General features: G+C 66.1%; 28 protein-coding genes, 1 tRNA gene and 1 pseudogene. 19 read left to right on the forward strand and 11 right to left on the reverse strand.

All coding sequences use genetic code 11. From position 1 onward, the window contains the following. Positions 1-2 precede the first annotated feature (2 nt). From ccoS to HZ992_RS09375, 8 genes and pseudogenes are all read left to right on the forward strand, one after another. Positions 3-137: pseudogene (gene ccoS / locus HZ992_RS09340) on the forward strand (cbb3-type cytochrome oxidase assembly protein CcoS); the annotation flags it as partial. A gap of 114 nt (positions 138-251) precedes the next feature. Continuing rightward, the gene (ccoN, locus tag HZ992_RS09345; RefSeq protein ID WP_209386383.1) at positions 252-1,700 is read left to right on the forward strand and encodes a cytochrome-c oxidase, cbb3-type subunit I; all 1,449 of its coding nucleotides are present in this window, start codon (positions 252-254) and stop codon (positions 1,698-1,700) included. Positions 1,701-1,718: 18 nt separating this feature from the next. Continuing rightward, entirely contained in the window at positions 1,719-2,360 is a 642-nt protein-coding gene (gene ccoO / locus HZ992_RS09350; RefSeq protein WP_209386384.1) for a cytochrome-c oxidase, cbb3-type subunit II, read from the forward strand. A 12-nt stretch (positions 2,361-2,372) separates the two neighbouring features. After that, complete coding sequence (locus HZ992_RS09355; RefSeq protein ID WP_209386385.1) at positions 2,373-2,549, forward strand: cbb3-type cytochrome oxidase subunit 3; 177 nt, start codon at positions 2,373-2,375, stop codon at positions 2,547-2,549. Further along, a complete protein-coding gene (ccoP, locus tag HZ992_RS09360; protein ID WP_209386386.1) occupies positions 2,546-3,460 on the forward strand; it encodes a cytochrome-c oxidase, cbb3-type subunit III in 915 nt (304 codons plus the stop codon). The genes HZ992_RS09355 and ccoP overlap by 4 nt, the downstream gene beginning before the upstream one ends. An 8-nt stretch (positions 3,461-3,468) precedes the next feature. Beyond that, complete coding sequence (ccoG, locus tag HZ992_RS09365) at positions 3,469-4,926, forward strand: cytochrome c oxidase accessory protein CcoG (protein WP_209386387.1); 1,458 nt, start codon at positions 3,469-3,471, stop codon at positions 4,924-4,926. Positions 4,927-4,944: 18 nt separating this feature from the next. After that, complete coding sequence (locus tag HZ992_RS09370; RefSeq protein WP_209386388.1) at positions 4,945-5,193, forward strand: hypothetical protein; 249 nt, start codon at positions 4,945-4,947, stop codon at positions 5,191-5,193. Position 5,194: 1 nt separating this feature from the next. Next, positions 5,195-5,476, forward strand: a complete 282-nt coding sequence (locus HZ992_RS09375; protein ID WP_209386389.1) for a hypothetical protein — start codon at positions 5,195-5,197, stop codon at positions 5,474-5,476. Between the two features lie 12 nt (positions 5,477-5,488). Here the strand turns inward: HZ992_RS09375 and fnr are convergent, their stop codons facing one another. After that, positions 5,489-6,292: a fumarate/nitrate reduction transcriptional regulator Fnr gene (gene fnr, locus HZ992_RS09380; RefSeq protein ID WP_209386390.1), complete on the reverse strand. Its 804-nt coding sequence runs from the start codon at positions 6,290-6,292 to the stop codon at positions 5,489-5,491. A gap of 112 nt (positions 6,293-6,404) precedes the next feature. Between fnr and hemN the strand changes: the two genes are divergently transcribed. Beyond that, a complete protein-coding gene (gene hemN / locus HZ992_RS09385; protein WP_209386391.1) occupies positions 6,405-7,817 on the forward strand; it encodes an oxygen-independent coproporphyrinogen III oxidase in 1,413 nt (470 codons plus the stop codon). Positions 7,818-7,820: 3 nt separating this feature from the next. Next, positions 7,821-8,522 (forward strand): urease accessory protein UreH domain-containing protein, encoded by a 702-nt coding sequence (locus HZ992_RS09390; RefSeq protein ID WP_209386392.1) that lies wholly within the window; start codon positions 7,821-7,823, stop codon positions 8,520-8,522. Between the two features lie 117 nt (positions 8,523-8,639). Here HZ992_RS09390 and HZ992_RS09395 read toward each other — a convergent pair whose 3' ends face one another. Continuing rightward, on the reverse strand, positions 8,640-8,822 hold the full coding sequence (locus tag HZ992_RS09395; RefSeq protein WP_209386393.1) for a hypothetical protein: 183 nt from the start codon (positions 8,820-8,822) through the stop codon (positions 8,640-8,642). A gap of 151 nt (positions 8,823-8,973) precedes the next feature. Between HZ992_RS09395 and icd the strand changes: the two genes are divergently transcribed. Then, positions 8,974-10,227 carry an NADP-dependent isocitrate dehydrogenase gene (icd, locus tag HZ992_RS09400; RefSeq protein WP_209386394.1) on the forward strand — a complete coding sequence of 418 codons (1,254 nt, stop codon included), beginning with the start codon at positions 8,974-8,976 and terminating at the stop codon, positions 10,225-10,227. An 82-nt stretch (positions 10,228-10,309) separates the two neighbouring features. On the opposite strand, the gene HZ992_RS09405 is transcribed toward icd, so the two are convergent. Continuing rightward, positions 10,310-10,564 (reverse strand): cold-shock protein, encoded by a 255-nt coding sequence (locus HZ992_RS09405; protein WP_209386395.1) that lies wholly within the window; start codon positions 10,562-10,564, stop codon positions 10,310-10,312. A 198-nt stretch (positions 10,565-10,762) separates the two neighbouring features. On the opposite strand from HZ992_RS09405, the gene clpS reads away from it, so the two are divergent. Next, the gene (gene clpS, locus HZ992_RS09410; protein WP_209386396.1) at positions 10,763-11,122 is read left to right on the forward strand and encodes an ATP-dependent Clp protease adapter ClpS; all 360 of its coding nucleotides are present in this window, start codon (positions 10,763-10,765) and stop codon (positions 11,120-11,122) included. Then, a complete protein-coding gene (gene clpA / locus HZ992_RS09415; protein ID WP_209386397.1) occupies positions 11,119-13,425 on the forward strand; it encodes an ATP-dependent Clp protease ATP-binding subunit ClpA in 2,307 nt (768 codons plus the stop codon). Before clpS ends, clpA begins: the two co-directional genes overlap by 4 nt. 36 nt (positions 13,426-13,461) lie before the next feature. Here the strand turns inward: clpA and HZ992_RS09420 are convergent, their stop codons facing one another. From HZ992_RS09420 to HZ992_RS09440, 5 genes are read right to left on the reverse strand one after another with little or no spacing between them, the layout of a single operon-like run. Next, entirely contained in the window at positions 13,462-14,232 is a 771-nt protein-coding gene (locus HZ992_RS09420; RefSeq protein ID WP_209386398.1) for a M90 family metallopeptidase, read from the reverse strand. Positions 14,233-14,239: 7 nt separating this feature from the next. Next, a complete protein-coding gene (locus tag HZ992_RS09425) occupies positions 14,240-15,025 on the reverse strand; it encodes a UDP-2,3-diacylglucosamine diphosphatase (protein WP_209386399.1) in 786 nt (261 codons plus the stop codon). 17 nt (positions 15,026-15,042) lie between these two features. Continuing rightward, the gene (locus tag HZ992_RS09430; protein WP_209386400.1) at positions 15,043-15,543 is read right to left on the reverse strand and encodes a peptidylprolyl isomerase; all 501 of its coding nucleotides are present in this window, start codon (positions 15,541-15,543) and stop codon (positions 15,043-15,045) included. Position 15,544: 1 nt separating this feature from the next. After that, positions 15,545-16,114 (reverse strand): peptidylprolyl isomerase, encoded by a 570-nt coding sequence (locus tag HZ992_RS09435; protein WP_209386401.1) that lies wholly within the window; start codon positions 16,112-16,114, stop codon positions 15,545-15,547. A gap of 34 nt (positions 16,115-16,148) precedes the next feature. Further along, complete coding sequence (locus HZ992_RS09440) at positions 16,149-16,676, reverse strand: tetratricopeptide repeat protein (RefSeq protein WP_209386402.1); 528 nt, start codon at positions 16,674-16,676, stop codon at positions 16,149-16,151. A gap of 219 nt (positions 16,677-16,895) precedes the next feature. Here HZ992_RS09440 and cysS point away from each other — a divergent pair, with 219 nt between their 5' ends. From cysS to HZ992_RS09455, 3 genes are read left to right on the forward strand one after another with little or no spacing between them, the layout of a single operon-like run. Beyond that, a complete protein-coding gene (gene cysS / locus HZ992_RS09445) occupies positions 16,896-18,269 on the forward strand; it encodes a cysteine--tRNA ligase (protein WP_209386403.1) in 1,374 nt (457 codons plus the stop codon). Beyond that, a complete protein-coding gene (locus HZ992_RS09450; RefSeq protein WP_371816823.1) occupies positions 18,266-18,925 on the forward strand; it encodes a DNA-3-methyladenine glycosylase family protein in 660 nt (219 codons plus the stop codon). Before cysS ends, HZ992_RS09450 begins: the two co-directional genes overlap by 4 nt. A 40-nt stretch (positions 18,926-18,965) precedes the next feature. Next, complete coding sequence (locus tag HZ992_RS09455; protein ID WP_209386404.1) at positions 18,966-19,937, forward strand: acetyl-CoA carboxylase carboxyltransferase subunit alpha; 972 nt, start codon at positions 18,966-18,968, stop codon at positions 19,935-19,937. On the opposite strand, the gene HZ992_RS25710 is transcribed toward HZ992_RS09455, so the two are convergent. Next, positions 19,904-20,080 (reverse strand): hypothetical protein, encoded by a 177-nt coding sequence (locus HZ992_RS25710; protein WP_245213527.1) that lies wholly within the window; start codon positions 20,078-20,080, stop codon positions 19,904-19,906. The two genes, HZ992_RS09455 and HZ992_RS25710, sit on opposite strands and share 34 nt — an antisense overlap. Here HZ992_RS25710 and tilS point away from each other — a divergent pair. The 3 genes from tilS (at position 20,030) to HZ992_RS09470 (ending at position 22,720) form a co-directional block, all read left to right on the forward strand. Further along, positions 20,030-21,259 (forward strand): tRNA lysidine(34) synthetase TilS, encoded by a 1,230-nt coding sequence (gene tilS / locus HZ992_RS09460; protein ID WP_245213479.1) that lies wholly within the window; start codon positions 20,030-20,032, stop codon positions 21,257-21,259. The genes HZ992_RS25710 and tilS overlap by 51 nt on opposite strands. Before the next feature lie 62 nt (positions 21,260-21,321). Beyond that, positions 21,322-22,590 (forward strand): aspartate kinase, encoded by a 1,269-nt coding sequence (locus HZ992_RS09465; protein ID WP_209386405.1) that lies wholly within the window; start codon positions 21,322-21,324, stop codon positions 22,588-22,590. A gap of 37 nt (positions 22,591-22,627) precedes the next feature. Continuing rightward, a tRNA-Ser gene (locus HZ992_RS09470) sits at positions 22,628-22,720 on the forward strand. A 55-nt stretch (positions 22,721-22,775) separates the two neighbouring features. On the opposite strand, the gene HZ992_RS09475 is transcribed toward HZ992_RS09470, so the two are convergent. Both HZ992_RS09475 and HZ992_RS09480 read right to left on the reverse strand, forming a co-directional pair. Beyond that, positions 22,776-23,453: a hypothetical protein gene (locus HZ992_RS09475; protein ID WP_209386406.1), complete on the reverse strand. Its 678-nt coding sequence runs from the start codon at positions 23,451-23,453 to the stop codon at positions 22,776-22,778. Between the two features lie 21 nt (positions 23,454-23,474). Further along, positions 23,475-23,690 (reverse strand): hypothetical protein, encoded by a 216-nt coding sequence (locus HZ992_RS09480; protein ID WP_209386407.1) that lies wholly within the window; start codon positions 23,688-23,690, stop codon positions 23,475-23,477. Positions 23,691-23,765 lie beyond the last annotated feature (75 nt).

Raw genomic sequence — 23,765 nt, forward strand, 5'->3', positions numbered from 1 at the left:
GCATGGACATCCTCTACATGCTCATTCCACTGTCGGTGGTCCTGGTGTTCGCCGTGATCGGCATCTTCGCTTGGGCGCTGCATGGCGGGCAGTTCGACGATCTGGATCGCGAAGGCGAGCGAATCCTGGGTGCCGATGAGACAACGGCCTTCCCGCCTTCGGGAAAGGTTGATAGCGATCAAGCCCGGGATTGACCCTTCGCGAAACAATGATTTCAGTAGTTACATGACAACCGCACAAGGAGCGATCCGATGGTCAACAACTCGTTGACGGCCGCCAAGAACGGGCCGGTGTACGACGACGGCGTGGTGAGAGCGTTCTCTCTCGCCGCGGTGCTATGGGGGGTGGTGGGGATGCTGGTCGGCGTGATCATCGCCGCGCAGCTCACCTGGCCCGAACTCAACCTGGGGATCTCGTTCCTCAGCTACGGCCGCCTGCGGCCGCTGCACACCAACGCGGTGATCTTCGCGTTCGGTGGTTGCGTGCTGTTCGCGTCGAGCTACTACGTCGTGCAGCGCACGTCGCAGGTGCGGCTGTTCGCCGGTGGCCTGGCCTGGTTCACCTTCTGGGCCTGGCAACTGGTGATCCTGCTGGCGGCGATCACGCTGCCGCTGGGCATGACCAGCGGCAAGGAATACGCCGAACTCGAATGGCCGATCGACATCCTGATCACCGTCGTGTGGGTTTCCTATGCGGTGGTGTTCTTCGGCACCATCGGCACGCGCAAGGTGCGCCACATCTACGTGGCCAACTGGTTCTTCGGCGCGTTCATCCTCACGGTGGCGCTGCTGCACCTGGTCAACAGTGCCGCGATCCCGGTCAGCCTGACCAAGAGCTATTCGGCCTACGCGGGCGTGCAGGACGCGATGGTCCAGTGGTGGTACGGCCACAACGCGGTGGGCTTCTTCCTCACCGCCGGCTTCCTGGGGATGATGTACTACTTCATCCCGAAGCAGGCCGAGCGCCCCGTGTACTCGTATCGCCTGTCGATCGTGCACTTCTGGGCGCTGATCTTCACCTACATGTGGGCCGGCCCGCACCACCTGCACTACACCGCGCTGCCCGACTGGGCGCAGAGCGTGGGCATGCTGTTCTCGCTGGTGCTGCTGGCGCCTTCCTGGGGCGGCATGATCAACGGCATCATGACGTTGTCGGGTGCATGGCACAAACTGCGTGATGACCCGATCCTGAAGTTCCTGATCGTCTCGCTGTCGTTCTACGGCATGTCGACCTTCGAAGGCCCGATGATGTCGATCAAGACGGTGAACGCTCTGTCCCACTACACCGACTGGACGGTCGGTCACGTGCACAGCGGCGCGCTCGGCTGGGTGGGTCTGGTGTCGATGGGCACGCTCTACTACCTGATCCCGCGCATGTTCGGCCGCAAGCAGATGTACAGCGTGCGCGCCATCGAGCTGCACTTCTGGATTGCCACCATCGGCATCGTGCTGTACATCGCCGCCATGTGGATCGCCGGCGTGATGCAGGGACTGATGTGGCGCGCGATCAACCCTGACGGCACGCTGGTCTACAGCTTCGTCGAGAGCGTCAAGGCGACGTTCCCGTTCTACGTGATCCGACTGCTCGGCGGGGTGCTGTACCTCGGCGGCATGCTGATCATGGCCTGGAACGTGATCAAGACCGCCACCAGCGGCAAGTACGAGCCGGTGCCGATTCCGGCCGTGGCTGCCCACGCCTGACCCCAAGGAGCACCGAACATGGCCAACAACGAAGCCACCGGTCTCTCGCACGAGAAGATCGAGACCAACAACTTCCTGATGATCCTGCTGATCCTGCTGGTGGTCGCAGTGGGCGGCATCGTCGAGATCGTCCCGCTGTTCTTCCAGAAGTCCACCACGGAGGCGGCGCCGGGCCTCAAGCCCTACACGGCTCTGCAGCTGGCGGGGCGTGACGTGTACATCCGCGAGGGTTGCTACAACTGCCACTCGCAGATGATCCGCCCGTTCCGCGCTGAAACGCTGCGCTACGGTGACTACTCCAAGGCGGGCGAGTTCGTCTACGACCACCCGTTCCAGTGGGGCAGCAAGCGCACCGGTCCGGACCTGCACCGCGTGGGCGGCAAGTACAGCGACGACTGGCACCGCATCCACCTGATCAACCCGCGTGACCTGGTGCCGGAGTCCAACATGCCGGCCTATCCGTGGCTGCTCAAGGGCAACGTCGACCCGGGCGACATGGCGCCGAAGATGAAGGCGCTTCGCATGGTCGGCGTGCCCTACACCGACGCCGAGATCGCCAAGGCCGGTGACGAGGTGAAGGGCAAGACCGAAATGGATGCCGTGATTGCCTACCTGCAGGTGATGGGCACCTCGGCCGCCGTCGCGGCGGCGGCCAAGTGACGGAGACGCACCATGGACATCAATGACCTGAGAAGCGTGGTCACCGTGGTCTCGATGCTGGCCTTCCTGGGCATCATCGTCTGGGCCTGGTCACGCAGCAACCGTTCAGCATTCGACGAAGCGGCCAAGTTGCCGTTCGCCGAGGAGCAGGGCGCCGAAGGCGCCTCGCGTGGAGGAAACCAACAATGAGCGACTTCTTCAACAGCGGCTGGTCGATCTTCATCGCCGCCGTCACGATCCTCGGCCTCGCGGCCTGCCTGTTGCTGCTGGTCGTGGCCAGCAAACGCAAGGTGATGGCCAACGACAACACCACCGGCCACGTGTGGGACGGTGACCTGCGCGAACTGAACAACCCGCTGCCGCGCTGGTGGATGATCCTGTTCGTCCTCACCGTCGTGTTCGCCGCGCTCTACCTGGTGCTCTATCCAGGCCTGGGCAATGCGGCCGGCAAGCTGGGCTGGACGAGCGCGGGCCAATACGACGCCGAACAGGCGAAGGCGCAGGCCACCATGGCGCCGCTGTACGCGAAGTTCACCAGCCAGGGCGCCGAGGCGCTGGCGAAGGACCCGCAGGCGATGGCCATCGGCGAGCGCCTGTACATCAACAACTGCGCGCAGTGCCACGGCTCCGATGCCAAAGGCAGCAAGGGCTTCCCGAATCTGACGCTGCCGGTCGAGTCGCGCCTGGCGACCGACTCGTTCGATGCCGTCAAGGCCACGATCACCAATGGCCGGCAGGGTTTGATGCCCCCGATGGCCGCGGCGGTCGGCAGCTCCGAGGACGTGAAGAACGTGGCGAACTACGTGCTGAGCCTGTCGGGCAGCCCGCACAACGCCACGGCGGCGCAGCTCGGCAAGGAGAAGTTCGCGGCCTGCGCTGCCTGTCACGGCCCGGACGGCAAGGGCCTCAAGGCACTGGGCGCGCCCAACCTGACCGACAAGGTCTGGCTGCACGGCTGGGGCGAGGAGGCGATTCTGGCGATGGTGAACAATGGCAAGACCAACGTCATGCCGGCGCAGGCCAGCCGGATGTCGCCCGAGCAGATCCACGTGCTCTCCGCCTATGTGTGGAACCTGGCCCAGGCCAGCCCGCAGAAGTGATCGAGTGAATGTCTGAGACTCCAGCCACCGCGTCGGGGGCCGCGTCCCCCGATGCGGCCGGCGAGATTGTTTCGCTGTATGCCGCGCACCAGAAGATCTACGCGCGGGCCGTCAGTGGCTGGTTCTCGACGTGGCGGTGGGCGCTTGTCTGGGGCACCCAGATCCTCTTCTACGGCCTGCCCTGGCTGCAGTGGAATGATCGCCAGGCGGTGCTCTTCGACCTCGGCGCCCGCCGTTTCTACATCGGCGGCCTGGTCCTGCACCCGCAGGACTTCATCTACCTCACCGGGCTGCTGATCGTCTCGGCCTACGGGCTGTTCCTGTTCACCGCGGTGGCGGGGCGGCTGTGGTGCGGCTATGCGTGCCCGCAGACCGTCTACACCGAGATCTTCATGTGGTTCGAGAACCGCATCGAGGGCGATCGTGCCAAGCGCATGAAGCTCGATGCGGGGCCCTGGAACGGCCAGAAGCTGCTGCGAAAGGGCGGCAAGCAGTTCGTCTGGCTCGCCTTCGGGCTGTGGACGGGTTTCACCTTCGTCGGCTACTTCACCCCGATCCGCACTCTGGCCGCCGAGGCGGCGACGCTCGGCTTCGGCCCGTGGGAATGGTTCTGGATTCTGTTCTACGGCTTCGCCACCTACGGCAACGCCGGCTACATGCGCGAGCAGGTCTGCAAGTACATGTGCCCGTACGCGCGCTTCCAGAGCGCGATGTTCGATCACGACACGATGATCATCAGCTACGACACCGCGCGCGGCGAGCCGCGCGGTTCGCGGCCGCGATCGGCCCCGCATGCGTCTCTGGCGCAGCTTGGCAAGGGTGAGTGCATCGACTGTTCCTTGTGCGTGCAGGTCTGCCCGACCGGCATCGACATCCGCAAGGGCCTGCAGTACGAGTGCATCGGCTGTGCTGCCTGCATCGACGTGTGCGACAGCGTGATGGACAAGATGAGCTATCCGCGCGGCCTGATCCGCTACGCCACGCAGAACGGCATCGACAAGGGCTGGGACAAGGCGCAGATGCTGCGGCGCGTGCTGCGACCGCGCGTGCTCGTCTACACCGCCATCCTGATCCTCATCCTCACGGCCTTCGGTGCCAGCCTGATGCTGCGCACGCCGTTCCGTGTCGACGTGGTTCGCGATCGCGGTGCGCTGGCCCGCCTGGTGGAAGACGGCCGCATCGAGAACGTCTACCGCCTGCAGGTGATGAACGGCACGGAGGCGCCGCAGCGCTTCCGCATCGAGGTGGACGGCCTGAAGGGTGCCATCATTGCGGGCAAGTCGCTGGTCGAGGTCGGTTCCACCGAATCGCGCTGGGTGGCGGTGAGCGTCCAGGTGCCGCCGGAAACGGCCGGTTCGCTGGGAGCCGGCGCGCACCCGATGCGGTTCAACATCACGCGCTTGCCGGATGCATCCGGCGGCGAGATTTCCGTGCACGAGAAGTCGACCTTCGTCGTGCCGCGCTGAACACACAAGGACTGAACCATGCAGAACAAGCCGATCCCTTGGTACAAGTTTCCGATGGTGTGGCTGGTGGTCGGCGGTCCGCTGTCGGTGGTCATTGCCAGCCTGGCCACCGCGGTGGTGGCCTGGAAGCACATCGACCCGGTGATCGCCACCACGCCGCAGGGCGAACTGCGCGCCGCCGACGACGTGGCGGCCAAAGTCAGCCCGAAGGATGCGCTGGCGCCCGCCATGCAGGGCCGCAACCACGCAGCGTCACCGCAGCGCTGAGATGCACATCCCGGGGGCGGTCTTGAAGCAGCGTGCGCTGACCATTCTCTGGCCCGCCTTCCTGATGGCCGGTGTGCTGGAGATGCTGATCTTCGTGGTCGTCGATCCGGGCGACCTGCACTGGTTCGGTGGCGAGGCGCTGAACTGGTCCAACCAGGCGGTCTACACCGTCACCTTCCTGATCTTCTGGGCGGTCATCGCGACCGCCGGGGCGCTCACGGCGCTGCTGGACGCGAGCCCGGAAGAGATCAACGCCGACCGCGGCCGCAGCTGGCCGCGCTGAGCGGGCAGATCTTCAGCAGGCGGTGCTGCTGATCAGCTGGCGCAGACCGGCTTCGTCGAGGATGCGGATGTGGCGCTGCTTGACCTCGAGCAGGCCATCGTCCTGGAACTTCGAGAAGGTGCGGCTCACGGTTTCCAGCTTGAGGCCGAGGTAGCTGCCGATCTCTTCGCGCGTCATGCGCAAGATGAGCGACGAGGCCGAGAAACCGCGCGCCTGCAGCCGCTGCGTCAAGTTGAGCAGGAAGGCGGCCAGACGCTCCTCCGCGCGCATGCTGCCCAGCAGCAGCATCATCCCGTGGTCGCGAACGATCTCGCGGCTCATGATCTTGTGGAACTGGTGCTGCAGCGGCGTGAAGTCGCGCGACAGCTCCTCGAGTTGCCCGAACGGGATCACGCAGACCTGCGAGTCTTCCAGCGCGATCGCATCGCAGTTGTGGCGGTCGTGGCTGATGCCGTCCAGCCCGAGCAATTCGCCGGCCATCTGGAAGCCGGTGACCTGGTCGCGGCCGTCTTCCGAGGAGACGCAGGTCTTGAAGAACCCGGTGCGCACCGCGTAGAGCGACTGGAACGAGTCGCCGGTGCGGAACAGTGCGTCGCCGCGGGTCACCGAGCGGCGCTTGGCCACCAGTTCGTCGAGCCGCTCGAGATCGGGGTCGGACAGGCCGACCGGCAGGCACAGCTCACGCAGGTTGCAGTTCGAGCAAGCCACCTTGAACGCATCGGCGCGGATCGGCACGACATGGGGCAGGGCCGACCGCGGAGCGGACTCGGAATCGTGGCCGATGGCGGGCTGATCGTGAGCATGCGACGCGGTCATGTACGGCGATTCGGAGTGGTGGTGCGCATGGAATTATTGTCCGGTTCGCCAACTGAACCGCTGTTGATGCACGTCAAGTCGCCGGGCGCGGGTCGCGGCACAGTCTTGGACCATGCTGACCACCACACACACCGAGCGCCCTGTCGTGACCGAAGAGCTGCTGCGACGGCTCGACGTGAATGGGCCACGCTACACCTCGTACCCGACAGCCGACCGTTTTGTCGACGCCTTCGGGCCCGACGACTACGCGCGCGCGCTGAGCCAGCGTGCCGAAGGCGCGGGCGTGATCGGCGGCGCGAGTCCGCTGTCCGTCTATGTGCACATCCCTTTCTGCGAGTCGCTGTGCTATTACTGCGGCTGCAACAAGGTCATCACGAAGCACCATGAGCGCGCGGGCGAGTACCTCGACGCCCTCGAGAAGGAAATCGCGCTGCACGTCGACCGGCTCGGTGCTGGCCAGACCGTGTCGCAGCTGCATTTCGGCGGCGGCTCGCCGACCTTCCTGAGCGATGCGGAGCTCTCCCGCCTGATGGGCACGCTGCGCCAGGCCTTCCGCCTTGCGCCGGAAGCCGAGAACTCGATCGAGGTCGACCCCCGCACCGTGAACTCCGAGCGGCTCTCGCACCTGCGCGAGATCGGCTTCAACCGGCTGAGCTTCGGCGTGCAGGATTTCGATACCGCGGTTCAACAGGCCGTGCATCGCATCCAGAGCCGCGAGAGCGTTGCCGCGCTGATGGAGTCTGCACGCGCACTCGGTTTCGAGTCCACCAACGTGGACCTGATCTATGGCCTGCCCAAGCAGACGCCGGAGTCGCTGCGTCGTACCGTCGAGCAGGTGGCGGAACTGCGCCCAGAGCGCATCGCGCTGTACTCGTACGCTCACCTGCCGCAACGCTTCAAGCCGCAGCGCCGTATCGACTCCGCGGCGCTGCCGCCCGCAGCCGACAAGGTGACGATGCTGTCCAACTCCATCGCGGGGTTCGTGGGGCACGGCTACCAGTACATCGGCATGGACCACTTCGCGCTGCCTGGCGACTCGCTGGCGGTTGCCAAGCGCCAGGGCCGGCTGCATCGCAACTTCCAGGGCTACAGCACGCAGCCCGACTGCGACCTGATCGCGCTGGGCGTGTCGTCCATCGGGCGCGTGGGGGCCACCTACAGCCAGAATGCCAAGACCCTTCCGGAGTACTACGACGCGGTGAACCAGGGCCAGTTCCCGATCGTGCGCGGCCTGGCGCTGACGCGCGAGGATCTGCTGCGCCGCGCGGTCATCATGGCCATCATGTGCCAGGGAAGGCTGGAGTTCGAGTCGATCGAACTGGCCCACCTGATCGACGTGCGCAAGCATTTCGCCACCGAGCTCGAGCAATTGCGCGCGTTGCAGGAGTCCGGGCTGGTGGTCATCGAGCCGTCGTCCGTGCAGGTCACCGCGCTGGGTTGGTACTTCATCCGCAGCGTCGCGATGGTGTTCGACAAGCACTTGCAGGCGGACCGCACGCGGGAGCGCTTTTCGCGCATCATCTGAGGCATGAACACTGCGCTCGCCGCCACCGCCCTGCTGATGGGGCTGGCCGGAGCACCGCACTGCGCGGCGATGTGCGGCGCGGCTTGCGCCGGCATCGTGCGCTCCTGCCACGGTGCAGCGGGGCACGCGAGTTCAGTCGCCTTCCACTTCACGCGCCTGGCCGGATACGCCGCCGGCGGTGCGCTGGCCGCGGGCAGCGTCTCCTGGCTGGCCACTCAGGGCGCACAGGTGGCGCTGCTGCGTCCGTTGTGGACGCTCTTCCAGGTCGCCGCGCTCGCGCTGGGACTGTGGCTGCTGATCGCCGGGCGCCAGCCTGGCTGGGTCGATAATTTCCGGGTTCGTGCGACCAGTGCGGCGCAGACAGGCCGGCAGGTCATCTGGCTGCAGGGTCCGGCCGGCGCCGCGGCCGCTGGCTCGATGTGGGTGGCCCTGCCTTGCGGGTTGCTGCAATCGGCGCTGGTCGTGTCGGCGCTCGGCTCAGGGCCGTTGGATGGTGCCGTGCTGATGGCCTTGTTCGCCGCAGGCTCCAGCCTCGGGCTGCTGCTCGGGCCGAGCCTGTGGCTCAGCCTGGCGGGCCGCCATGCCGGTCAGGCGCAGGTCTGGTCCGTGCGCCTGGCCGGGCTGATGCTCGCGGGGGCCTCTGCCTGGGCGCTCGCGCATGGTCTGGCCACGGCGATGGGCAGCGATTTCTGCCTGCCGTTCTGACACACGTCGAATCGATTCCAGCGCCTGCAAACACAAACGCCCGGTGCAAGCACCGGGCGTCTGGTCCGGACCGAGGCCCGGCGATTCAGCAAGCCGGCTTGTGCCGGCCCGGCTGAATTACTTCGAGGCAGCCTTTTCGGCGGGCTTCGCAGCAGCCTTCTCGGCAGGCTTCGCAGCAGCCTTGTCGTCCTTCTTGGCAGCGGCGGAAGCAGCCGGCTTGGCGGCTTCGGCGGGCTTGTCGGCGGCGTACACGCCGGCAGCGAAGAAGGCGGCGGTCAGGGCGGCGAGGAGCTTCGTCATTTTCATTTACCTTTTGTTGAGAGTTGGATCCAACCTCCATCGGGAGGCTTGGCGACAACGGGTGCCGATGTCAGTCGGTTGACAGACGTGCTGAACTAGAATTCCCGCTTCCGATCCCGACCCTGCAACGCCACGAGCGGAGCCACTCCCCATGTACCAACACATCAAGGTGCCCGCAGGCGGGCAGAAGATCACCGTCAACGCCGACTACTCGTTGAACGTGCCCTCGAACCCGATCATTCCGTACATCGAAGGTGACGGCACCGGCTTCGACATCACGCCGGTCATGATCAAGGTTGTCGACGCGGCGGTGGCGAAGGCCTACGGCGGCAAGCGGCAGATCCACTGGATGGAGATCTACGCCGGCGAGAAGGCCACCAAGGTGTACGGCCCGGACGTCTGGCTTCCCGCCGAGTCGCTGGAGGTGCTGCGCGAGTACGTGGTCTCGATCAAGGGCCCGCTGACCACCCCGGTGGGTGGCGGCATCCGTTCGCTGAACGTGGCGCTGCGCCAGGAACTCGACCTGTACGTCTGCCTGCGCCCGGTGCAGTACTTCAAGGGTGTTCCGTCGCCGGTGAAGGAGCCCGAGAAGACCAACATGGTGATCTTCCGCGAGAACTCGGAAGACATCTACGCCGGCATCGAGTACGAAGCCGAGTCAGACAAGGCGAAGAAGCTCATCAAGTTCCTGATCGACGAGATGGGCGTCAAGAAGATCCGTTTCCCGAACACGTCGGGCATCGGCATCAAGCCGGTCTCGCGCGAAGGCACCGAGCGCCTGGTGCGCAAGGCGATCCAGTACGCGATCGACAACGACAAGCCCAACGTGACCATCGTGCACAAGGGCAACATCATGAAGTTCACGGAAGGCGGCTTCCGTGACTGGTCGTACGCGCTGGCGCAGCGTGAGTTCGGCGCCGAACTGATCGACGGCGGCCCGTGGTGCAAGTTCAAGAACCCGAAGACGGGGAAGGACATCATCGTCAAGGACAGCATCGCCGACGCCTTCCTGCAGCAGATCCTGCTGCGCCCGGCCGAGTACTCGGTGATCGCCACGCTGAACCTGAACGGCGACTACATCTCCGACGCGCTGGCCGCGCAGGTCGGCGGTATCGGTATCGCCCCCGGCGCCAACCTGTCCGACTCGGTGGCCTGCTTCGAGGCGACGCACGGCACCGCGCCGAAGTACGCCGGCAAGGACTACGTCAACCCGGGTTCCGAGATCCTCTCTGCCGAGATGATGCTGCGCCACATGGGCTGGACCGAAGCCGCCGACCGCATCATCAGTTCGATGGAGAAGTCGATTGCCTCGAAGAAGGTGACCTACGACTTCGCTCGCCTGATGGAAGGTGCGACCCAGGTGTCCTGCTCGGGCTTCGGGCAGGTCATGATCGACCACATGTGAATCGGCCGAGCGGGCCTCCGGCCCGCCCCGGAACGACAAAGGCCCGCTTTCGCGGGCCTTTTGCTTTCGAGCCGAGAGAGTGTCAGCGGCTCGATTCGGTCAGATCGGCGGCATTGGCAGGCTGAGTCTCGCTCTCCACCGGCGCGATGTTCTGGGCCAGTTGGCCCTTCGGGCCCTGCACCAGTTCGAAGCGCACCTTGCTGCCTTGCTTGAGGGTGCGGAAGCCTTCCATCTGGATGGCCGAAAAGTGTGCGAAGACATCGTCACCACCGCCGTCGGGTTCGATGAACCCGAAACCCTTCGCGTCGTTGAACCACTTCACGGTGCCGGTGGGCATGTCGTTTCTCCTTCGAGACAGAAGGGAATTTTCGACCGGGCGTCGCAGCGTGTCAAGGAAGCCACAATCCGTGGTCGATAGTCGCGCGGCGAAAACGGGCGGTGCTTGCCGTTCTTTTCCGTGCACTTGTGATCTTCGGGCATGGCGCAATATCCAATGCCATGGATGGGTTGGCCGTCAACTCGATAGAATGTTTTCATGCCCGACGAAACACCTCCGACACCGCCCCTGCCGCCCGGCAAGGGTGGCGCGCCCGACGACGGGCAAGGAGCGGTCGTCGTCGAGCGACGCACGGCACGGACGAAGCCGCCGCGCATGTACCAGGTGGTGCTCCTGAACGACGACTACACCCCCATGGAGTTCGTCGTGATGGTTTTGCAGGAATACTTCAAACGCGACCTCGAAACCGCGACCCAGATCATGTTGAAGATTCACCATGAGGGTCGAGGCGTCTGCGGCGTCTATTCCAAAGATGTCGCCGCGACCAAGGTTGAACTGGTGTTGGCTGCCGCAAGGCGCGGTGGCCACCCGTTGCAGTGCATTATGGAGGCCGCATGATTGCCCAGGAACTCGAAGTCAGCCTGCACATGGCGTTCGTCGAAGCGCGCCAGCAGCGTCATGAGTTCATCACGGTGGAACACCTGTTGATGGCTCTGCTCGACAACCCCTCGGCCGCGGAGGTGCTGCGCGCTTGCTCGGCCAACGTGGACGACCTGCGCAAGAGCTTGGCCGGCTTCATCAAGGAGAACACGCCCACGGTGGGCGGCTCCGACGAGGTCGACACGCAGCCGACGCTGGGCTTCCAGCGCGTCATCCAGCGCGCGATCATGCACGTGCAGTCCACCGGCAGCGGCAAGAAGGAAGTCACCGGCGCCAACGTGCTGGTGGCGATCTTCGGCGAAAAGGATTCTCATGCCGTGTACTACCTCCACCAGCAGGGCGTGACGCGCCTGGACGTGGTCAACTTCATCGCGCACGGCATCAAGAAGAGCGACCCGCCGGAGCCCACCAAGTCCAGCGAGAACAACAGCAGCAGCGCCGAAACCGAGAAGGAAGAGGGCGAAGGCAAGGGCTCGCCGATCGACCAGTTCACGCAGAACCTCAACCAGCTCGCCCGCGAGGGCAAGATCGATCCGCTGATCGGCCGCGAGCACGAGGTCGAGCGCGTGATCCAGATCCTGTGCCGCCGCCGCAAGAACAACCCGCTGCTGGTCGGCGAGGCCGGCGTCGGCAAGACTGCCATCGCCGAAGGCCTTGCCTGGCGCATCACGCAGAACGACGTGCCCGAGGTGCTGGCCAACTCCGTCGTCTACGCGCTCGACATGGGCGCGCTGCTGGCCGGCACCAAGTACCGCGGTGACTTCGAGCAGCGCCTGAAGGGTGTGCTCAAGCACCTGAAGGACCAGCCGAACGCGATCCTGTTCATCGACGAGATCCACACGCTGATCGGTGCGGGCGCGGCCTCGGGCGGCACGCTGGACGCGAGCAACCTGCTCAAGCCGGCGCTCAGCTCGGGTGCCATGAAGTGCATCGGGGCGACCACCTTCACCGAGTACCGCGGCATCTTCGAGAAGGACGCGGCGCTGTCGCGGCGCTTCCAGAAGATCGACGTGGTCGAGCCGTCCGTCGAGCAGACCATCGAGATCCTCAAGGGACTGAAGTCGCGCTTCGAGGAGCACCACAGCGTCAAGTACGCGCTGGGGGCACTGCAGGCGGCGGCCGAGCTGTCGGCCAAGTACATCAACGACCGGCACCTGCCCGACAAGGCGATCGACGTGATCGACGAGGCCGGCGCAGCGCAGCGCATCCTGCCCAAGAGCAAGCAGAAGAAGACCATCACGCGCGCCGAGGTGGAAGACATCGTGGCCAAGATCGCCCGCATTCCGCCGGCCAGCGTGTCCAGCGACGACCGCGGCAAGCTCAAGAGCCTGGACCGTGACCTCAACAGCGTGGTATTCGGCCAGGAGCCAGCCATCGAGGCGCTGGCCGCTGCCATCAAGATGGCGCGCTCGGGCCTGGGACGCCCGGACAAGCCGATCGGCTCGTTCCTGTTCAGCGGGCCCACCGGCGTGGGCAAGACCGAGGTGGCTCGCCAGTTGGCCTACATCCTGGGCATCGAGCTGATCCGCTTTGACATGTCGGAGTACATGGAGCGTCACGCGGTGAGCCGCCTGATCGGAGCGCCCCCGGGCTACGTCGGGTTCGACCAGGGTGGCCTCCTGACCGAGGCGATCAGCAAGAAGCCGCACGCGGTGCTGCTGCTCGACGAGATCGAGAAGGCGCATCCGGACGTCTTCAACGTGCTGCTGCAGGTCATGGACCACGGCACGCTGACCGACAACAACGGGCGCAAGGCCGACTTCCGCAACGTCATCATCGTCATGACGACGAACGCGGGTGCGGAGACGATGAACAAGGCGACCATCGGCTTCACGAACTCACGCGAACAGGGCGACGAGATGGGCGACATCAAGCGCCTGTTCACGCCGGAGTTCCGCAACCGTCTCGACGCGATCGTCAGCTTCCGTGCGTTGGACGAGGAGATCATCCTGCGTGTGGTCGACAAGTTCCTGCTGCAGCTCGAGAGCCAGCTGGCCGAGAAGAAGGTCGAGGTCACCTTCACCGACGAACTGCGCAAGCACCTGGGCAAGAAGGGCTTCGATCCGCTGATGGGCGCGCGGCCGATGCAGCGCCTGATCCAGGACACGATCCGTCGTGCCCTGGCCGACGAACTGCTGTTCGGCCGCCTGGTGGACGGCGGCCGCCTGCGCGTGGACATCGATGCCGATGGCAAGCCGGTGCTCGACATCACGCCGCTGAAGAAGAGCGACAAGCCGAAGGCCGAGCCGGCAACGGCCTGACAAGGCGAAACGGGAAGGGGCCTTCGGGCCCCTTCTTCATGGTGCGGCCGGATCCTGCCGGTAGTAGCCGGCGAGCAGTTCGTACAGCTGCGGATGCTCGGCACGCAGCGCCGGTGCATCGACGAAGAACACTTCAGAGGCCACCGCGAAGAACTCGTCGATCGCCTCCGCCCCGTAGGGGTCGATCAGCGTGTCCTCGCCGGCGTCCACGCGCGCGCAGAAGTCCTGCCACTGCGGCTCCAGCACGGCCAGCCACCGTTCGCGCGCCGCGCGGTCCGGCAACAGCGGCACACCATCGGGTGCGCCATCGCGCATGTCCAGCACATGCGCGAACTCGTGGATGACCACGTTGTAGCCCCAGGCCGCGCTGTCGCCGGCGTCGGCCACGTCGCGCCACGACAGCATCACCGGGCCGCCCTCCATGGCCTCGCCGGAGAGCTCCTCATCGTAGTGGTGCACGACGCCGTCTTCGTCCATCACCTCACGGCGGGCCACGACGACGTCCGGGTGGACGACGATGCCCTTGAAGGCGTCGTACTGCGACAGGCCCAGCCGCAGGATCGGCAGGCAGGCCTGCGCAGCGATGGCCACGGCCATGCCGTCGTCGACTTCGAGCCCCTGCATGCCGGCGAACTCTTTGTCGGCCAAGAACAGCGTGCTGAGTTCGCGCAGACGCTGCAGGTCGTCGACGGTGCGGTGCACGAGAAACGGGAAGCGCGACAGCGTCAAGCGCCACAAGTCTTCGGGGATCGCTCGCTGCACGAGCATGCGCGCCTCGCGCCGCCGGCGCCACCAACCGCCGATCATGGAGTGCTCACCTGGCCAGCGGGACGCGCGCGAGGCCCGAGCGGCGCAGCCGCATCACCTCGGCACGCGGCGCCCGGGCATCGTCGAGATCCCAGTCGCTGAGCACCTCGCGCACGAAACCCGGCGCCAGGTCTTCGTGCTGGGGTCGATGGGTGTGGCCGTGGATCAGCGTCGGCGCGCTCGCCTCGTGCATCCAGCGCACGGCCGTGCCCTTGTCGATGTCCACCCAGTCCTCGACCGGCTTGCCGCGCTTGCGCTGCTCGCTGTGGTCACGCATGGAGCGCGCCAGCGCGTGGCGCTGTTCGAGCGGCCGCCCGAGGAACTCGCGCTGCCAGGCCAGCGAGCGCACCTGGGCGCGGAACTGCTGGTACTCGTGATCGTCGAGGCATAGCGCATCACCGTGCGACAGCAGCAGGCGCTCACCGAAGGCCACCAGCACGGTCGGATCGGGCAGGGCGCGCACCCCGCAGTCGCGCAGCATCTCGCCACCGACCAGAAAGTCGCGGTTGCCGCACATGAACGCCACCGTCATGCGCGAGGCGGCCTCGGCCAGCACGTCGGCACACTGTGACTCGAAGCCTTCATGCCGCGCATCGTCGCCGATCCACACCTCGAACAGGTCGCCGAGGATGATGACAGCCGACGCCGGCGTGTCGCGCATGTGCGCCGCCCAGGCCTCGAAGGTGCGCGGCGTCTGCGCCGACAGGTGCAGGTCGCTGATGAGATCCACCGCCGTCCAGTCTGCCGGCGCCACGAGCTCCCAGAAGGTCGGCAGCGGCGCAGGCGTGGGCATGGAGACGCGGGCCGGACTCAGTCGAGCACGGTGGCGCGCTGGATCAGCACGTCTTCCACCGGCACGTCGCCATGCCCGCCGCTGCGGCCGGTCTTGACCTTCTCGATGGCGTCGACCACGTCCTTGCCGGCCGTCACCTTGCCGAACACGGCATAACCCCAGCCGTCCTGCGACTGCGCCTTGTTCAGGAAGCCGTTGTTGGTGGCGTTGATGAAGAACTGCGCCGTCGCCGAGTGCGGCGCCGAGGTGCGTGCCATGGCGACGGTGTAGTGATCGTTGGTCAGCCCGTTGGCCGATTCGTTCTCGATCGGCGCTCGGGTGGACTTCTGGCGCATGCCGGGCTCGAAGCCGCCGCCTTGGATCATGAAGCCGGGGATGACGCGGTGGAACACCGTGTTGTCGTAGTGGCCGCCCTTCACGTATTCGATGAAGTTGGCGGCGGAGGCCGGCGCCTTGGCGTCGTCGAGCTCGATCGTGATCTCGCCCTTGCTCGTCTGCAGTAGGACCTTGGTGCTCATCTCATTTCTCCAGGGTGGCTTTGGTGATGGTCACGGGCTCGTTCGGCACGTTCTGGTACGGGCCCTTGTTGCCGGTGGGCACGACGCGGATCTTGTCGACCACGTCCATGCCGGCGACGACCTTGCCGAACACGGCGTAGCCGTTGCCGTCCTGCGACTGCGCGGCGTTCAGGAAGGCGTTGTCGCGCACGTTGATGAAGAACTGTGCCGTCGCCGAGTTCGGGTCGCCGCGGCGCGCCATGGCCACCGTGCCGCGCACGTTGTCCAGGCCGTTGCGGCTTTCCAGCGGAATCGACGCGCGGGTAGGCTTCTCCTGCAGGTCGGCTGTCATGCCGCCGCCCTGGATCATGAAGTTCGGGATGACGCGGTGGAACACCGTGCCGTCGTAGTGCCCCGCCTTCACGTACTCGACGAAATTGGCCACCGTCTTGGGCGCCTTCGCGGCATCGAGCTCGATGACGATGTCGCCGGCGCTGGTGGCGAGCTTGACCTTCTGCGCTTGGGCGGCGAGGTGGGTACCGAGCGCCAGCGAGGCAATGGCCAGGGCATGGCAGATTCGTCGGACATTCATCGGGAGGAAACTCCTTCGGTGGGGGACTTCGGATTCAGGGTGTGGCGCGAGCCGGCACCTTGAGCAGTTGCCGCAACAGCGCGAGCTTGGCGGGCACGGTGCTGTTGGCGGGATCGAGCTGGAGCACACGGCCATAGGCGCGCATCGCCAGCATGAGCTGCACGTCGCCCATGTTTTCGTGGGCCAGCGCCAGGTTCGGGTTGGCGCGCAAGGCCTGGTCGAGCGAGGCTTTCGCGCCCTCGTAGTCGCCCGCGGCGGCCTTCAGCGTGGCGAGGTTGTTGTAGGGTTCGGGCAGTTCGGGATAGTCCTCGACCAGCCGCTCGAACGTGCTCATTGCCTCGGTGCCGCGGCGCGTCTCGGCCTGCATCACGCCGACGGCAAAGCGCATCTGCGCATCCTTCGGCTTGGCCGCCAGGTATTTCTCGGCGCGCTGCATCGCCTGATCCGTCTGGCCGGCTGCGTGAAGGCGCTGCACCTCGGCCAGCTCGTCGGCCCGCGCCACGCCGCAACCCGTCAGGCCGGCGAACGCCAGGCAGATCAGCCAGGAACGGGAATGCCTCATCGTGAAGGGAGCGCGGGGAGGGCGGTGCAAGGACACTGCGGTTTGCCTCGGAGCCGGGCTCCGGGCGGTCCCGCTATACTGATTTCATTGTAGTTCAGGGCCCTCGACCGGACGCGTCGCAGGGCCGTATCGGCCGCACTCACCAGTGTGGCCGATCCCCGACATGAATCATCCCGCGGCGGCTCGCACCAGCCCCGCGGCGAACCCGCCGAACGGCCCATGACGCTGCGCATCCACAACACGCTCTCGCGGGACATCGAGACCTTCACGCCGATCGACCCGAACCACGTGCGCATGTACGTGTGCGGGATGACGATCTACGACCTGTGCCACGTGGGCCACGCGCGCTTCCTGCTCGTGTTCGACATGGTCTACCGCTGGCTGCGCACGCTGGGCTACGAAGTCACCTATGTGCGCAACATCACCGACATCGACGACAAGATCATCAAGCGTGCCGTCGAGCGCGGCATTCCGATCCGCCAGCTGACGGCCGAGATGACCGAGGCGATGCACCAGGACATCGCACAACTCGGCGTGCTGCCGCCCTCGCACGAGCCGCGCGCCACCGAATTCGTGCCGCAGATGCTCGAGATGATCGCCACGCTCGAGCGCAAGGGCCTGGCCTATCGCTCCAGCAACGGCGACGTGAACTACTCTGTGCGCAAGTTCGAGGGCTACGGCAAGCTCTCCGGCAAGTCGATCGACCAGTTGCGCGCCGGCGAGCGCGTGGCAGTGCTCGACGGCAAGGAGGACCCGCTGGACTTCGTGCTCTGGAAGTCGGCCAAGCCGACCGAACCGGCCGATGCCAAGTGGGACAGCGCGTTCGGAAGCGGCCGCCCCGGCTGGCACATCGAGTGCTCGGCCATGGGCTGCTCGCTGCTGGGCGAACACTTCGACATCCATGGCGGCGGACTGGACCTGATCTTCCCGCACCACGAGAACGAGATCGCGCAGAGCGAAGGCGCCAACGGCCAGCGCTTCGTCAACGTGTGGATGCACAACGGCTTCCTCAACGTCGACAACGTGAAGATGTCGAAGTCGCTGGGCAACTTCTTCACCATCCGCGACGTGCTCAAGCACTTCGACGGCGAGACGATCCGCTTCTTCATGCTGCGCACGCACTACCGCAGCCCGTTCAACTTCAGCGATGCGAACCTCGACGATGCGCGCAGCGCGTTGCGCAGGCTGTACACCGCGCTCGACGGGATCGACGTGCCGGCGATCGAGGTCGACTGGGGCCAGCCCCAGGCCGCCGCCTTCCGCGCCGCGATGAACGACGACTTCAACACACCGGTGGCGTTTGCCGTGCTGTTCGACCTGGCTGGCGAACTCAACCGCACGCGTTCGCCGCAGACGGCTGCGCTGCTCAAGGGGCTCGGTGCCACGCTCGGTGTGCTGCAGCAGGTGCCGCGCAGCTTCATGCAGGCCGGCAGCGGGCTGGACGAAGCGGCCATCGCACAGCGCATCGAGGCACGCGCGCAGGCCAAGGCCGCGCGCGACTTCGTGCGGGCCGATCGCATCCGCCAGGAACTGGCCGCCGATGGCATCGTCCTGAAGGACTCGCCGCAGGGCACCACCTGGGTGAAGGGCTGACGCCGGTGACGCCCGCCAAGCTGGGGACCACCCCCGAGTACTGGGACGACGCGTGCAAGCACCTGTCGCGCCGCGACCGGGTCATGCGAAAGCTGATCCCGCAGTTCGGCGAGGGCCGCCTGCAGAGCCGCGGCGATGCGTTCACGACGCTGGCACGCTCGATCGTCGGCCAGCAGATCTCGGTGAAGGCGGCGCAGTCGGTGTGGGACCGCTTCACCGCCCTCGTGCCCGACCCGCGCACCAAGCTGCGGCCAGCGTCGGTGATGGCGCTGGACATCGCCGACGCGCGCGGCGCCGGGCTGTCGGCGCGCAAGGTCGAGTACCTGCTCGACCTGGCGCAGAACTTCGAAGCCGGCACGGTGCACGTGCGTCAGTGGCAGCAGATGGACGACGAGGCCATCATCGAGGAACTCGTCGCCATCCGCGGCATCGGCCGCTGGACGGCGGAGATGTTCCTCATCTTCCACCTGATGCGCCCGAACGTGCTGCCGCTGGACGACCTGGGCCTGATCAAGGGCATCAGCGTCAACTACTTCAGCGGCGAGCCGGTGTCGCGCGCCGAGGCACGCGAGGTCGGCGACGCCTGGGCACCTTACCGATCCGTCGCCACCTGGTACATCTGGCGCAGCCTGGACCCGCTGCCGGTAGACTACTGACCCGTCGCGGGGCGCAGAAGAACGACGAGGGGACCCACCCATGAGCAAACGGCATTTCCTGGAGTTCGAGCAGCCTGTGGCCGAGCTCGAGTCGAAGATCGAGGAGTTGCGCTACGTGCAGAGCGAGTCTGCCGTCGACATCTCCGAGGAGATCGATCGACTGAGCAAGAAGAGCCTGCAACTCACCAAGGACATCTATTCGAGCCTGACGCCCTGGCAGGTGACGCAGATCGCGCGCCACCCGCAACGGCCCTACACGCTCGACTACGTCAACGAGATCTTCACTGACTTCCAGGAACTGCACGGCGACCGTCACTTCGCCGACGACCTGTCCATCGTCGGCGGCCTGGCGCGCTTCAACGGCCAGGCCTGCATGGTCATCGGTCACCAGAAGGGCCGCGACACGAAGGAGCGCGGGTTGCGCAACTTCGGCATGTCTCGCCCCGAGGGTTACCGCAAGGCGCTGCGCCTGATGAAACTGGCCGAGAAGTTCGGCCTGCCGGTGTTCACCTTCGTCGACACGCCCGGCGCATACCCGGGCATCGGCGCGGAAGAGCGTGGCCAGTCCGAGGCGATCGGCCGCAACATCTTCGAGATGGCGCAGCTCGAGGTGCCCATCGTGTGCACCATCATCGGCGAGGGCGGCTCCGGCGGCGCGCTGGCCATCAGCGTGGGCGATCAGACGCTGATGCTGCAGTACTCCATCTACTCCGTCATCTCGCCGGAGGGCTGTGCGTCGATCCTGTGGAAGACATCGGAGCGCGCCGCCGATGCGGCCGAAGCCTTGGGCGTCACTGCGCACCGCCTCAAGGCACTTGGCGTGATCGACAAGATCGTCACCGAGCCTGTCGGTGGCGCGCATCGCGACCACAAGCAGATGGCCTCGTTCCTCAAGCGCGCGCTGAGCGACGCCCTGCGCCAGATCGGCGACCTCAAGCCCAAGGAATTGCTGCAGCGGCGCTACGAGCGCCTGCAAGCCTACGGCCGCTTCACCGACAGCAAGGAGCGCTGAGCCTGCGGGCCGCGGCGGCGGTGGAAGATGGCCGCATCGCCGTCGCCTGGAGCGGCGGCCGCGACTCGACGGCGCTGCTCCATGCGACGCTGGTGGCCACCGAGCCGCTCGGCGTCGAGGTGCTCGCGTTTCACGTTCATCATGGTCTGAGCCCGAATGCCGAAGCCTGGGTCGCCCACTGCGAACAGCAATGCCGGCGCTGGGCAAGACGAGGCTTGCTGATTCGTTTGTGCGTGACCCGTCTAGAAGCGAGGCCGACTCAGGGCGAAAGCGTCGAAGCCTGGGCGCGCCGCGAGCGCTACCGGGCACTGAGACAGATGGCACTGGAGCAGGGCGCCCACATCGTCTTGCTGGCGCATCACCGGCTAGATCAGGCCGAGACCGTGCTCATCCAGGCCCTGCGCGGCGGCGGCGTTGCAGGCCTGTCGGGCATGCCGCGCGAGACCGAACGCGACGGCGTGCGATGGTTGCGGCCCTGGCTTGCACGAGCGCCCGAGGAGATTGCCGCCTACGTGCGGCGCCATCGCCTGCGCCACATCGAAGACGAGAGCAATGCGGAACCGCGCTTCGCGCGCAACCGACTGCGTCTGCAGGTCTGGCCGTCGATCGAGCGGGCCTTCCCGGCAGCGCAAACGACGCTGGCCGACACCGCGGCCTGGGCCCAGGAGGCCACGGCCTGCCTGGACGAACTGGCCGCCCTGGATCTGTCGGCTGCGGCGAGCGCCAAGGGCTTGTTCGTGCCGGCGTGGCTCGCGCTGAGTGTCGTGCGCCGATCCAACGTGCTTCGCCACTGGTTGCGCGGCCAGCTCCGCCAGCCGGCGCCGGCCAGTCTGGTCACTCGCCTGATGGACGAACTGGGCGGCGCCAAACAAGGGCAATGGGAACACGGGCGAGGGCGGCTGCGGCTTCATAGAGGCATCCTGAGCTGGACCCCGGCCGCCGACGAGCCCGTATGGCGTGCCGACCGCGAAACGAGCTTGAGCCTGCGTCACGCCGGCCGCCATGCGTTGCCGGGTTGGGGTGGTCACCTCGTGGTGTCACGGGTGGACGAGGGCGGCGTGCCGCTGGCCTGGCTGGGCCACGTCGAGTTGCGCTCTCGCTCGGGCGGCGAACAGTTCCAGGCCGGCATCGGCCGCCCGCCGCGCAGCCTGAAGAAGCAGTACCAGGCGCAAGGTGTGCCCGCCTGGCAGCGCGAGGGGCCGCTGCTCTACAGCGGCGGGCAGCTTGTCTTCGTTCCCGGACTCGGCCTGGACGCGCGGGTGATCGGCCTGCCCGGCCAGCCGCTGGTGGGCCTGCACTGGGAGCCTTCCACGGCCGGCTAAAATGCGCGGTTCACGAGCGCGGCGTGACCCCCTTCGAGCAATCACCGCGAGCTTGCATCTTCATGGCACTCATCGTTCACAAGTACGGCGGCACATCGATGGGCTCGACCGAGCGCATCCGCAACGTCGCCAAGCGCGTCGCCAAATGGGCGCGGGCAGGGCACCAGATGGTGGTCGTGCCCTCGGCCATGAGCGGCGAGACCAACCGCCTGCTCGCGCTGGCCAAGGACCTCTCTCCGGCGTCGACCACCCCTGAGTTCCAGCGCGAACTCGACATGATCGCCTCGACCGGCGAGCAGGTCTCGGTGGGCCTCCTGGCCATCGCGCTGCAGGCCGAAGGCATGCCGGCCGTCAGCTATGCGGGTTGGCAGGTGCCGATCGCCACCGACAGCTCGTACACCAAGGCGCGCATCCAGAGCATCGACGATCAGCGCGTGCGTGCCGACCTGGCCGCCGGCAAGGTGGTCGTCATCACCGGCTTCCAGGGCGTCGACGGCGACGGCAACATCACCACGCTGGGCCGCGGTGGCTCGGACACCTCGGCAGTGGCCGTGGCCGCGGCGCTGAAGGCCGACGAGTGCCTGATCTACACCGACGTCGACGGCGTCTACACCACCGACCCGCGCATCGTGCCGGAGGCGCGACGCCTGCACAGCATCAGCTTCGAGGAGATGCTGGAGATGGCGAGCCTCGGCTCCAAGGTGCTGCAGATCCGTTCGGTGGAGTTCGCCGGCAAGTACCGCGTGCCGATGCGCGTGCTGTCGAGCTTCACGCCCTGGGACATCGCCATCGACGAAGAAGCCCGCTCGGGCACGCTGATCACTTTCGAGGAAGACGCAAAAATGGAACAAGCCGTCGTGTCGGGCATCGCATTCAACCGCGATGAAGCCAAGATCAGCCTGCTCGGGGTGCCGGACAGGCCCGGCATCGCGTACCAGATCCTCGGCCCGGTGGCCGATGCGAACATCGACATCGACGTGATCATCCAGAACGTCTCGCACGATGGAAAGACGGACTTCTCGTTCACCGTGCACCGCAACGACTACGCGCGCACGATGGAGTTGCTGAAGTCGACGGTCGTGCCCAGCACCGGCGCCGCCGAAGTGTCGGGCGATACGAAGATCTGCAAGGTCAGCATCGTCGGCATCGGCATGCGATCGCACGTGGGCGTGGCCAGCCGCATGTTCAAGGCGCTGAGCGACGAGGGCATCAACATCCAGATGATCACCACCAGCGAGATCAAGACCAGCGTGGTGATCGACGAGAAGTACATGGAACTCGCCGTGCGTGCATTGCACAAGGCCTTCGATCTCGAGCAGGCGCCTGCCTGAGAGCGCCGCGTTCGCGGCTAGAATGCGAGCCTTCGCCGGAGTCGTGACCGAGTGGCCGAAGGTGCTCCCCTGCTAAGGGAGTATGTGGGCAAAACCTGCATCGAGGGTTCGAATCCCTCCGACTCCGCCAGACAGCAAGCGAAACGGGCCCTTCGGGGCCCGTTTTCGTTGGTGCTGGCGACTGCTCAGAAGGTGTAGCCGAGCCCGAACTTCACGGCCGGAAAGAACTTCAGCTTGTCGACGCTTTCCTGCAGGTTGCGCTGCTCGGCATCGATGTTGGGCTGGCCCGCGGCAGCCACCAAGCCGGGCGAGGCTGTGATCTTCGCGTCGGCCTTGCCGATCGCGACACCTGCATCGAAGTAGAAGCTCAGGCCCTTGCTGATTTGTGCATGGCCGAAACCGATGCCCAGATACGGGGCGAACGACGGGAACCTGGCTTCCGCGTCGACGCTTTCGCCTGCGGCCGGGTAAGTGGTTCCGTTGATGGTGATCGTGCCGTTCGTTGCGACGCCGTTGCCCGACGCCTTGCGCTGTCCGATCAGTGCGCCCGCGGTGAACCGGAAACTGCTGCCGAGGAAGTAGTCGCCGTAGACCCCGAGGGTCGAGAACTTCAGTTTGGTGTCGTAGCTGGCGCCATTGCGATCGAAGCTGCGGCTGTAGTCGAGGAACTCGGCATCCATGCGCAGGCCGGTGTTCGAGCCGATGCGGCTGCCCAGCCCGATTTCGAGGCCGGTGGTGCCGATGCCACCGAACAACTCGACGGCTTGGGCCGTTTCGGTGACGAGGGCTGCGCCGAAGAGGGCGAAGGACGCCAGGGCGACGCCAGCTTTCCTCTTCAGTACGCTAGTTGACATAATATACATCGTAGCGTATTTGACCCGGCGTCAACCGATGCGCGGCGAATCCTCTGAATCGAGCATCACGAGGTTCGAATCGTTGGCCTGGCTCTCGCTGGTGTCGGCCGGATGCGGGCGATCCAGTGGGCGGCAAATGCGGCTGGAAAGGCGGTTCAGGCGCTCCGAGCGCTCCATCTCGGCGACGACGGCCTCGGGATTGAGCAGGAGCGCAAACGGATTGGCGACGGGCTGAACTGAGTGCATCGAGAACCTCCGATAAGGGCACTGGGGTGAAGCCGACTCTAGGCTTGGCTCCGGGTGCTGGAAGTCATCGTGGCG

Source organism: Rhizobacter sp. AJA081-3 (genome assembly GCF_017795745.1).
Lineage (GTDB): Bacteria > Pseudomonadota > Gammaproteobacteria > Burkholderiales > Burkholderiaceae_C > Piscinibacter.